This window comes from Moorena sp. (assembly GCF_982860115.1).
This window is the reverse complement of the sequence record NZ_CEYLVT010000269.1, coordinates 1-9,290: the sequence shown is the minus strand read 5'-3', so window position 1 is coordinate 9,290 and position 9,290 is coordinate 1. Positions and strand designations below refer to the sequence as shown.

Annotated in this window: 9 protein-coding genes; 8 read left to right on the top strand and 1 reads right to left on the bottom strand. The window is 44.2% G+C overall.

The genetic code is table 11. The features are described 5' to 3' along the window. The first annotated feature begins 183 nt into the window (after positions 1–183). From AC4II3_RS28655 to AC4II3_RS28630, 6 genes are all read left to right on the top strand, one after another. Positions 184–1,044: an RNA-guided endonuclease InsQ/TnpB family protein gene (locus AC4II3_RS28655; protein WP_488014761.1), complete on the top strand. Its 861-nt coding sequence runs from the start codon at positions 184–186 to the stop codon at positions 1,042–1,044. Continuing rightward, on the top strand, positions 1,010–1,525 hold the full coding sequence (locus AC4II3_RS28650) for an RNA-guided endonuclease InsQ/TnpB family protein (protein WP_488014758.1): 516 nt from the start codon (positions 1,010–1,012) through the stop codon (positions 1,523–1,525). Before AC4II3_RS28655 ends, AC4II3_RS28650 begins: the two co-directional genes overlap by 35 nt. Before the next feature lie 246 nt (positions 1,526–1,771). Next, positions 1,772–2,320: a thioredoxin family protein gene (locus AC4II3_RS28645; protein WP_488014756.1), complete on the top strand. Its 549-nt coding sequence runs from the start codon at positions 1,772–1,774 to the stop codon at positions 2,318–2,320. A 121-nt stretch (positions 2,321–2,441) separates the two neighbouring features. Beyond that, entirely contained in the window at positions 2,442–3,170 is a 729-nt protein-coding gene (gene pyrH, locus AC4II3_RS28640) for a UMP kinase (protein ID WP_488014763.1), read from the top strand. After that, complete coding sequence (gene frr / locus AC4II3_RS28635) at positions 3,157–3,705, top strand: ribosome recycling factor (protein ID WP_488014754.1); 549 nt, start codon at positions 3,157–3,159, stop codon at positions 3,703–3,705. Before pyrH ends, frr begins: the two co-directional genes overlap by 14 nt. A 921-nt stretch (positions 3,706–4,626) precedes the next feature. After that, complete coding sequence (locus AC4II3_RS28630; protein ID WP_488014752.1) at positions 4,627–5,550, top strand: SDR family NAD(P)-dependent oxidoreductase; 924 nt, start codon at positions 4,627–4,629, stop codon at positions 5,548–5,550. A 126-nt stretch (positions 5,551–5,676) separates the two neighbouring features. Here the strand turns inward: AC4II3_RS28630 and acs are convergent, their stop codons facing one another. Further along, on the bottom strand, positions 5,677–7,647 hold the full coding sequence (acs, locus tag AC4II3_RS28625; RefSeq protein WP_488014750.1) for an acetate--CoA ligase: 1,971 nt from the start codon (positions 7,645–7,647) through the stop codon (positions 5,677–5,679). 339 nt (positions 7,648–7,986) lie between these two features. On the opposite strand from acs, the gene AC4II3_RS28620 reads away from it, so the two are divergent. Together AC4II3_RS28620 and AC4II3_RS28615 are read left to right on the top strand one after the other, a co-directional pair. Further along, positions 7,987–8,523, top strand: coding sequence for a GrpB family protein (locus AC4II3_RS28620; RefSeq protein ID WP_488014748.1), 537 nt, complete (start codon positions 7,987–7,989; stop codon positions 8,521–8,523). Positions 8,524–8,734: 211 nt separating this feature from the next. Then, the gene (locus AC4II3_RS28615) at positions 8,735–8,911 is read left to right on the top strand and encodes a PTS sugar transporter subunit IIA domain-containing protein (RefSeq protein WP_488014746.1); all 177 of its coding nucleotides are present in this window, start codon (positions 8,735–8,737) and stop codon (positions 8,909–8,911) included. Positions 8,912–9,290: the final 379 nt, after the last annotated feature.

The following is a 9,290-nucleotide window of genomic DNA, read 5'->3' as shown; positions in this document are numbered from 1 at the left end:
TTACGGAATTCCCCAAGGCTGAAAGCCCCGTGTTTTTAAACCGGGGATGAAAGCCAGGTGGCGACTTTAGTCGCCGTGAATAAAGAGGGTATCGAACTCTAGTTGACATTTTTATATAAGATTGCTAGTATAAAGGTATGTCGTTCGCGTAGCGTAACCGAAGGTTAAAGAGGTCGAGATTCGGTGATTATTTTAGAGTTCAAAGCCAAAGGCAAAGAGTCCCAATATTCAGCCATAGATGAAGCAATTCGGACAGTTAAATTCATCCGAAATAGCTGTATCCGCTTATGGTTGGACAATAAAGGGACAGGAAAAAGTGACCTTAGTCGGTATTCTAAAATCCTAGCCAAGGAGTTCCACTTTGCCAATGAATTGAACTCTACTGCTCGTCAGGCTGCGTCTGAAAGGGCATGGTCATCGATTGTTCGCTTTTATGATAACTGCAAGAAAAAAGTCCCAGGCAAAAAGGGTTTCCCAAAATTCCAAAAACGTGCTCGCTCTGTCGAATATAAGAAGTCAGGCTGGAAACTTTCCCCTGACAATAAATCGATAACATTCACGGATAAGAAGGGAATTGGGAAGCTTAGACTCAAGGGGAATTGGGACTTGTGGCGTTTTGACAAGAAACAAATAAACCGGGTTCGGATAGTTAAACGAGCTGATGGGTATTATGTTCAATTCTGCGTTGCAGTTAACGTAAAAGAGGAAACAGAACACACAGGTGAGATGGTTGGATTGGATGTAGGACTTAAAGAGTTCTATACAGACTCTAACGGTCATTCCGAACCCAATCCCCGATTCTACAGGAAAGGTGAAAAACGTTTAAAGTTTTATCAACGTCGGGTTTCCCGAAAAAAGAAAGGCTCATCCAATCGTAAAAAAGCCGTTAATAGATTAGGTAGACAACATCTTAAAATAAGTAGGCAGCGCCAAGAGCATGCCAAGAGACTGGTTAGAAGTTACCGCAAGAAGAGTGCAGCCTTTATAGTTGGTAGGCTATGCATCAAAGGTGACAGATTTTGTTCTAAGGCTGCACTCTTCTAAGGTTTCGTCTCCGGCGCGCTGCGTAATCCGTTCGCGTAGCGTCGGCTTCGCCGAATCTAACGATCTGGTCGCTTACGAAGATTTAAGAATCAAAAACTTAGTTAAAAATCACTGTCTCGCTAAATCTATTAACGATGCAGGTTGGTATCAATTTAGGAAATGGTTAGAGCATTTTGGAACTAAATTTGGCAGGATAACTGTTGCCGTAAATCCTGCCTATACTAGTCAAAACTGTTCTGATTGTGGCGAAGTAGTTAAGAAGTCTCTATCAACTCGAACTCATGCCTGTAAGTGTGGATGTGAGCTAGACAGAGACCACAATGCCGCCATCAACATCCGAAATAGAGCCATAAGTACGACGGGGCACGTCGGAACTTGGGTTATTAACCCTAACGCTTCAGGAGATCTAGCCTCTACTGTTCTTGGTTCCGACCAGGTTCAGCAAGCTGGGTCGTTGAGTGAAGAATCCCCGCGTCTTTAGACCGGGGAGTGTCAAGGATTGCCTATTGAGCCACGACAACCTATGGTGAAGGTTGGCAAAATGCTCCAGAAGCTGTTTTAGATTCTGAGCAGGTGGAATACCCTTAATTTAGAATTGGGTCGGGAAATTTACCCTTGATGCTAAATTCGTCTATGAGCTAATTAGCGATCGCATCATCTCCCCTTCAGCAAAGCTTCCATGCTAAAGGGGCTTGACCCATGATCCATCACCCATGATCCATCACCTATGACTATAGAAAAAATCATCATCACCATTGGCAGTTATGCTCCGGATTTTGAATTGCCGGGAACTGATGAGCAGGTTCACCATCTCTGCCGTTATTTAGAACGTTTCAAAGCAGTGGGCGTTATTTTCTTAGGCAACAACTGCCCCTATGTCAATTCCTACATGCCAAGACTCAAAAACATTCAAGACCAGTTTGAAGATCAAGGTTTTACCCTTGTCGGCATTAATGCCAATGATGTTTATCAGTACCCCGCAGAGAGTTTTGAGGAGATGAAGCAATTCTGCGAAAATCAGCAATTGAATTTTCCTTACCTTTGGGATCCAACTCAAGACGTAGCTCACAGCTTTGGTGCCCAGAAAACCACTGAGGCATTTTTAATTGACCATAAGGGAATTGTATGCTATAATGGATCAATTGATGATAACCCCGAAGATGGTGACGCAGTACAAGCCCATTATTTACACAGTGCGATCGCGTCTCTTTTAGCAGGGCAAGAAATTTCACCACAATCAACTAAGGTAACTGGTAGTCCTATCCAGTGGCGATAATCCTTAAGCTGGGATTAAAAATGAGCGATCAGCGATCAGCGATCAGCTATGACCCATGACGAATGACAAATTTGACTGTTATCTTGATGTGGATAACAATTTCATAACAAAGAGTCGTGGCATGGGGATAAAATACCGAAGGGTTTTACTAAAATTGAGCGGTGAAGCCTTGATGGGCAATTTGGGCTACGGCATCTCACCGGAAGTGGTTCAGGAAATAGCAGCTGAAGTGGCTGCCGTTTTGAATGAAGGTGTTCAAATGGCAATCGTTGTCGGTGGTGGCAATATCTTTCGCGGACTCAAAGCTGCAGCAGGGGGGATGGATCGGGCAACTGCTGATTATATCGGTATGATTGCCACAGTGATGAATGCCTTGACTTTGCAAGATGCTCTAGAACGAAACGATATCCCGACACGGGTGCAAACTGCAATCGAAATGCAGGAAGTGGCAGAACCCTATATTAGGCGTCGTGCCATTCGCCACCTGGAAAAGGGACGAGTGGTCATTTTTGGGGCAGGTAGTGGTAATCCCTTTTTTACCACTGACACCACCGCTGCTTTACGAGCGGCAGAAATCGATGCTGAGGTAATATTTAAGGCAACTAAAGTCGATGGTATATATGATTGTGATCCTAACCTGAATCCTAAGGCCCGACGGTATCAGAGCCTGACCTACAGCCATGTCCTAAGTCAGGATTTGCGGGTGATGGATAGTACTGCGATCGCATTATGTAAAGAGAATAACCTCCCAATTATGGTATTTGATCTAAGGGTGCGGGGTAATATTCACCGCGCTGTTATGGGAGAAACTGTTGGAACAATAGTGGGAGGTTCCTGTGAAATTAGCTGATGTCGAAACCAGTATGCAGAAAGCTGTTGAGGCAACTCAACGGGCGTTCAATACCATTAGGACTGGTCGCGCCAATACTAGTCTATTGGATCGGGTGATGGTTGAGTACTATGGTACCCCAACCCCCCTGAAATCTTTGGCTAATATCAACGCGCCAGACGCTAGTACAATCACCATCCAACCTTACGACAAAAGTATGCTGAGCCAGATCGAGAAAGCCATTACTCTTTCGGATCTGAATTTGCCTCCGAACAACAATGGTGAAGTTGTGCGGTTAAATATTCCTCCACTCACTAGCGAGCGTCGTAAAGAATTTGTCAAAATGGCAAGTAAGTTTGCGGAGGAAGGTCGAGTATCGATTCGCAATATCCGTCGTGATGCCGTTGACTCTGTCCGAAAAGAGGAAAAAAATAAGGAAATCTCTGAGGATGAGTCACGGGATTTGCAGGAGGAGATTCAGAAGTTGACGAATAAATACACAAAAAAAGTCGATGAAGTGTTCGCGGCTAAAGAAAAAGACATCATGACTGTGTAATGCTACTATGTAATGCTACTGTGTAATGCTATTGTTGGTGGGGGGTGAGTTCATTTTGGCAACTCTTCCCTCTATCGGCATTCACAGTTGTGTGTAATTGTTGTACTTGTGTACTTACTAGTTATTTGATACTGAAATGAACCGCTCATCCCACGACTAGCCAGGTCTAGGATGAGCGGAAATTTTTAATCTACTTGAACAAAATCACCCGCTCATCCCACGACTAGCCAGGTCTAGGATGAGCGGAATTTTTCTATCTACCTGAACACTTTGTTAATTTTCTCATATTTTTTCTGACTGAACAAAAAAACAGAATTTAGGAAGTAAACGACTCAATCCTATATTTGGCAAGGGGTTCAAGCAATATTGACTAAATGCTTCATCCTAATTGATGTATGAATTTTTCGTATATAAATGTAAAAAACAATAGGTTTATGTTAATATATGTTGCAGTTGAGAGTTGCTGTTGTTAGTGTAGACTTATGGCTTAGTTTCTGGTAAATACTCATTTCAAGGAGGGTACCAACCATGCTCTACATCAATACAAATTCTGGTTACGGATTGATTAAGTGATGCCAGAATGATTTGAAGGGTATTTCGACCACCGATTCTTACCAAGTTTCCGCAACAAACCGGGGAGAAATATCTTAACCAGTTATCCACCAGATTGAATGGCAAATTGCCGCTTCTCTGACTCCCTTAGCCAATAGTCCCATAGCTAGTGGAGCAGAAAAGGCTGTTGCCATCACTTATTTGTAGGTAGTCTTTAGCAATTTTGAACTGCCTACGGATAACCGTTGCGTGGGAGCAACATTTCACGGTGACTAACTTCACTGTGATTTGGTTTAGCCAGGCATCTTAGCATCGGATACTTGTTTATTTTCAAGTATTGCTTGTTTTCAACTATCAGTATTATAGCACATGAAGATTCAGGGAAAAACTGCTCTGGTTACCGGAGCCTCTCGTGGTATTGGCAGAGCGATCGCTCTGGAGTTAGCCCAACAAGGAATAAAACGCTTACTGTTGGTGGCGCGAAATCGCCAACGTTTAGCAGAAGTGGCGGCTGAGATTGAGCGACAAGGAGTACTAGTTGTGACGCTCGCCTTAGATCTGACCCAAATAGTAGGAGTCAATATTGCGATCGCAGGAGCTTGGCGAACTCACGGACCAATTGATTTGTTGGTTAACTGTGCTGGCGTTGCTCATCAAGCTCCTTTTTTAGAATCGAAACTGCAAAATTTACAGGAAGAAATCGCCACGAATTTAATGGGTATGTACACGATGACTCGTCTGATTGGGCGACGCATGGCAGCACGACGAGAAGGCACTATTGTGAATGTTTCTAGTTTGATGGGTAAAGTTGCAGCACCGACGATGGCAAGCTATTCCGCTACTAAGTTTGGAATTGTTGGTTTTACTCAAGCGTTACGGGGAGAGTTAGCGCCACAAAATATCCGGGTAATCGCTTTACTGCCATCGTTAACAGATACTGATATGGCGCGAGGATTACAGTTGTTTCGCTGGGTGTTGCCGATGACTCCCCAAGAAGTCGCTAAAGTGCTAGTCGCCAAACTGGAGAAAAACTCATCGGAAATTTTAGTGGGATGGCAAAGTCATTTAGCTGTATGGTGTCAGCGTTTCTTTCCTTCGCTACTGGAGAAGATGTTACTGATGGCAGCTCCTTTATCTAAAAGTAGACTTTTTGGAGAAAGAGAAAACAGGGAACAGGCAACAAGCAACAGAAAAGGATTTTGGAGAATAGTTTTGGATTTTGGCTTCAGGTCTAGTAGACAAAGCTTTGATCAAAGCTTTATCAAAGCTTTGAAAGACAATTTTCCTGATTAATCTTTCCGATATAAACAGGACTTACGCACCCTACAAATAGATTGGTTGCGTAAGTCCTGTATGGTTGATTAATTTGAAATTCGCGCTCTTTTCAACTCTCCTCCTTCCCTGGAGGAGAGGCCAAAATCAAGCCTCTTCCCGTAACTTATCCAACACACTGCGGTCTTCTAGAGTGGAGGTATCTCCAGCAACCTCTTGACCTGCAGCTAGCGATCGCAATAGCCGTCGCATAATCTTTCCGGAACGAGTCTTGGGCAAAGCATCAGTAAAGCGAATGTCACCAGGACGTGCGATCGCACCAATTTCTTTGACTACGTGCTGCTTTAGTTCTTGCTTGAGTTCGTCACTAGCGCTATAACTGCCTTCTAAGGTCACAAAGGCAAAGACATCTTCCCCTTTTAGGTCATCAGGTTTACCGACTACAGCGGCTTCAGCTACAGAAGGATGAGAAACCAGTGCTGACTCCACTTCCATGGTTCCTAAGCGGTGACCAGAAATATTCAACACATCATCGACACGACCCATAACCCAGAAATAGCCATCGGGGTCTTTTCTGGCACCATCTCCAGCAAAATAGAAGTATTGGCCATCTTTTGGCTGGATATGTTCCCAATAGGTGCGGCGGAAACGGTCATCATCCCCATAGACAGTACGGATCATACTTGGCCAAGGATGTTTGATAACTAAATAACCACCATCATTGTCCCCAACTGGATTGCCGTCTAAATCTACAATATCAGCAATAATGCCTGGGAAGGGGAAAGTAGCGGAACCGGGTTTAGTGGAAGTAGCACCGGGTAAGGGGGTGAGCATGAAGCCACCGGTTTCAGTTTGCCACCACGTATCGACAATGGGACAACGTTCTCCCCCAATCACCCGATGATACCACATCCAGGCTTCTGGGTTAATCGGTTCACCCACAGTTCCTAGGATACGTAGGGAGGATAAATCACGGGCGTTGGGATGCTGGTCTCCCATCTTAATAAAGGCACGAATAGCAGTGGGAGCAGTGTAGAAGATAGTGACTCCATATTTTTCGACTACATCCCACAAGCAACCGGGATTGGAAGGACGGGGAGCCCCTTCGTACATGAGGCTAGTAGCACCATTGGACAATGGACCATAGACAATGTAACTGTGTCCGGTAATCCAGCCGACATCAGCAGTACACCAGTAGACATCGGTCTCCTTGAGGTCAAAGGTCCACTTGGTAGTCATGTGGGTGTAGAGGTTATAGCCACCAGTAGTGTGAACAACCCCTTTCGGTTTACCGGTGGTACCGCTAGTGTAGAGAATGAAAAGCATATCTTCACTATCCATGGGTTCCGCTGGACAATCAGCAGATGCTCCCGGTTGCAAGTCATGCCACCAGTGGTCTCGTTCTGGTTCCATGTCAATCCCTTGCTTGGTGCGTTCTACCACTAGGACGTTTTCTACTGTAGGTGCGCCATTATTCTCTAGGGCTTTATCAACTTGGATTTTCAGAGGAACAATCTTGTCTTTGCGCCAGCCCCCATCAGCAGTAATTACTAATTTAGCTTGAGCATCTACCAGTCGGTCTTTGAGGGCTTCAGCACTAAAGCCACCAAAAACAACGGTGTGGGGAGCACCAATTCTAGCACAGGCCAGCATGGCTATAGCAGCTTCGGGAATCATGGGCATATAAATGCCAACGCGATCGCCTTTTTTCACTCCCAGTTGTTTGATCACATTTGCCATCTGGCAAACTTCCCGGTGTAACTGGGCATAGGTTAAGGTGCGGGAGTCTCCCGGTTCCCCTTCCCAAATCAGGGCAGCTTTATTCCGACGCCAGGTAGTGAGGTGTCTGTCAAGACAGTTGTAAGAAATATTAATCTTGCCACCAACAAACCACTTGGCAAAGGGGGGTTGCCAATCTAATACCGTATCCCACTTTTGAAACCAGTCTAGTTCTTGGTCTGCAAGCTGGGCCCAAAACCCTTGGGGGTCAGCTTTGGCTTGTTCATAAAGTTGCTGATACTCCGCCATGCTTTTAATCTGGGCATTCTCAGAAAAGTCAGCTGGTGGCGGGAACAGCCGTTCTTCTTGAAGGATTGATTCTATAGTTGGTTGTGACATAGTTATAGTAAATTACTGAGATCTAAGTAGGTAGTCTAGACTTAGCCAAGGTTAAGTCTAATCAAACCATACTTAACACGTCACCCAGTTTGGCATATCCTTGGATTTCTTTAATTTCTGGTTTGTTATAGCACTACGCACTATGGTTAGGACAAATTAAGAAAAATTAAAATCGCTCAATCCCTTGATTACTAAGCTTTTTTCTTCACTATTGCGCTTCATGCCTATTGCTAGCATGCCTGGCGCGTAGCGCTATACTACTCCTCCCTACTCCCTGCTCCCTGCTCCCTCAAACCAACTGCTAGTAAGTACCTCACCCAATTTCAAACTGCTGTAGTTATGTCAAGAAAAGTAGAAGTTGTTCCCCATGACCCGAAGTGGCGAGATGAATTTGAGCGTGAATCAAAGCAGATTGCCCTTGCCGTCGGCGACAACTTAGTTGCTGTACACCATATTGGGAGTACATCTATTCCAGAACTAGATGCTAAACCAATTATTGATATTTTGGTTGAAGTCAACGACATTACTAAAGTCGATGAAAATAGTTCAGGGATGGAGACAATAGGCTATCAAGGAATGGGTGAATACGGCATACCAGGTCGTCGTTATTTCCGCAAACATAATCAACTAGGAATTAGAACACATCATGTTCATATGTTTGAGGTTAATTCGCCACAGGTAGAGCGTCACTTAGCCTTTCGAGATTATATGATAGCCCATCCTAAGGATGCCCATAAATACGGTGAAATTAAGCGAGAACTTGCTAAGAAATATCCCTACAATATTGAAGCCTATATGGATGGAAAAGATGGCTTCATCAAAGAAATGGATCGAAAAGCAGCAGAGTGGCGTAGAGAATTAAGAATTAAGAATTAAGAATTAAGAATTAAAAATTAAAAATTAAAAATTAAAAATTAAGAATTCTGCCTTAACTATTCTGCCTTCGCCATTTTTAATTCTACATTCTACATTCTACATTCTACATTCTTAATTCTGCCTTCGTAACTATTCAGCCATCAGCTGAAGCCTTAGAATTCTGCTTACTTTGATGGGTATGCAACAACCGAATTAATAAGATTTCAATGCAGTGCTGAGTGCGGAAATGGCACTGGAGTTTCTGGATGAAGAGCAGAAATCCAAGGTAATATTGCGCGAAGCGCCATTAGTGGAAAGTGCGATCGCAGCGGTTGTCCAAGCTGCGGCTGGTGGTGATATGGACCAAGGGATTGGATTAGCTAGATCAGCCTTGATCGGTGACACTTGATACTTTAGTTGGGATTCCCGCTGCTGGTAGGGTTTCAGCACACAGTCCAAGTAAGCATTCAGGTGTCAGCAGATGTAACTCAGCATTATTCCAATGCTTACCTGTTTTATTAAAAAGCTGTTCGGTGTGGCCTGCCCATAAACTGATAGCTGATAGCACCTCAAGTAGCGTGCGCGTAGCGCATAGGCTGATAGCTGATAGCTTACCAGTCCAATGTCTTGATCAAAATCAAGGACAAACCCCATCAACTATGGGAAGGACTACTTTTGTCTGTCTTCAGACAAGGAGGTTAGATCATGTCGGGATAATTACCCTTAATAAAAATCTCCCCATCTCCCCATCTCCTCATCTCCCCATCTCCCCATCTCCCCATCTCCCC

What these genes read in the sequence shown, in the direction of transcription:
- AC4II3_RS28645 (WP_488014756.1), top strand. Translation starts at nt 1,772, where the DNA reads ATGACTATAGAAAAAATCATCATCACCATTGGCAGTTATGCTCCGGAT.
- pyrH (WP_488014763.1), top strand. Translation starts at nt 2,442, where the DNA reads ATGGGGATAAAATACCGAAGGGTTTTACTAAAATTGAGCGGTGAAGCC.
- AC4II3_RS28630 (WP_488014752.1), top strand. Translation starts at nt 4,627, where the DNA reads ATGAAGATTCAGGGAAAAACTGCTCTGGTTACCGGAGCCTCTCGTGGT.
- acs (WP_488014750.1), bottom strand. Translation starts at nt 7,647, where the DNA reads ATGTCACAACCAACTATAGAATCAATCCTTCAAGAAGAACGGCTGTTC.
- AC4II3_RS28620 (WP_488014748.1), top strand. Translation starts at nt 7,987, where the DNA reads ATGTCAAGAAAAGTAGAAGTTGTTCCCCATGACCCGAAGTGGCGAGAT.